The sequence below is a fragment of the Treponema sp. OMZ 805 genome (genome assembly GCF_050937395.1).
Taxonomy (GTDB): domain Bacteria; phylum Spirochaetota; class Spirochaetia; order Treponematales; family Treponemataceae; genus Treponema.
Genome location: NZ_JACCLP010000049.1, coordinates 1 through 761 on the forward strand (window position 1 = coordinate 1; position 761 = coordinate 761).

General features: G+C 39.9%; 1 protein-coding gene and 1 pseudogene. One reads left to right on the plus strand and one right to left on the minus strand.

The annotated features are described in order from the left end of the window. Positions 1-4 precede the first annotated feature (4 nt). Positions 5-247, minus strand: coding sequence for a four helix bundle protein (locus HGH47_RS12220; protein WP_230974644.1), 243 nt, complete (start codon positions 245-247; stop codon positions 5-7). Positions 248-464: 217 nt separating this feature from the next. Here HGH47_RS12220 and HGH47_RS12225 point away from each other — a divergent pair. Next, positions 465-692: pseudogene (locus tag HGH47_RS12225) on the plus strand (hypothetical protein); the annotation flags it as partial. Positions 693-761 lie beyond the last annotated feature (69 nt).

Sequence of the window (761 nt, forward strand, 5' to 3'; positions counted from 1 at the left end):
GCCTTTATCCCAAGAGCTTTGCATAAAAGTCTGCCTTGCTTTGTCCTTGCTGGGCTTCTTTAATGTTTGCCCCGATGCTCGTTCCGCTTTTTAAAAGCTGTTTTGACATAACAAACTCACGGTTCGTATCACAGAGCTTTTTGTACAAGGCGATGACCTTCAACGCAAACGCCTTAGATTTATCAACAATCACATTATCAGGTTTCATTTCTTTTAATTTGTAATGTGTAATCAATTTGTAATTCATAATTACCAATTACCAATTGCCCCCCTTAGTTTTGCTCCTGACGCGGATTGGTATTGTTGTTGAAAGCAGAGGCTGGTTCCACTGCAACTGCATCATCGGAGTCCGTATTTCCATTTAGTAATTTTTAATTAAAAATGATGAATTATCCCCATTTTGTTAGCCATTTCTTCATCCGTGCTCTATAAGTAGTTATATATGCCTTATGGAGGAACCTACTATGAAGAAGCATAATCGCCGATACAAAGATTCTGTCTTTGTCGACTTTTTCAGCGAAGACAGGACTGCAAAAGCTAACTTTTTAGCGCTCTATAACGCGCTGCACGGTACTGATTACCAATCTACTGCTATTCTAAAGAACATACGGCTGAAACAGGTACTCTATATGAGTTTCGCTAACGATGTATCGTATCTCGTTGACAATAAGATTATCGTGCTGGCAGAACACCCTCGCTCAAGAATGTACATCCGTGTACATTCTTGAGCTGCAAGTTTGCAAGGCAAACTTGTTACTGCG

Excerpts from the sequence above, each read along its gene's own strand:
- HGH47_RS12220 (WP_230974644.1), bottom strand. The coding sequence starts at position 247 with ATGAATTACAAATTGATTACACATTACAAATTAAAAGAAATGAAACCT.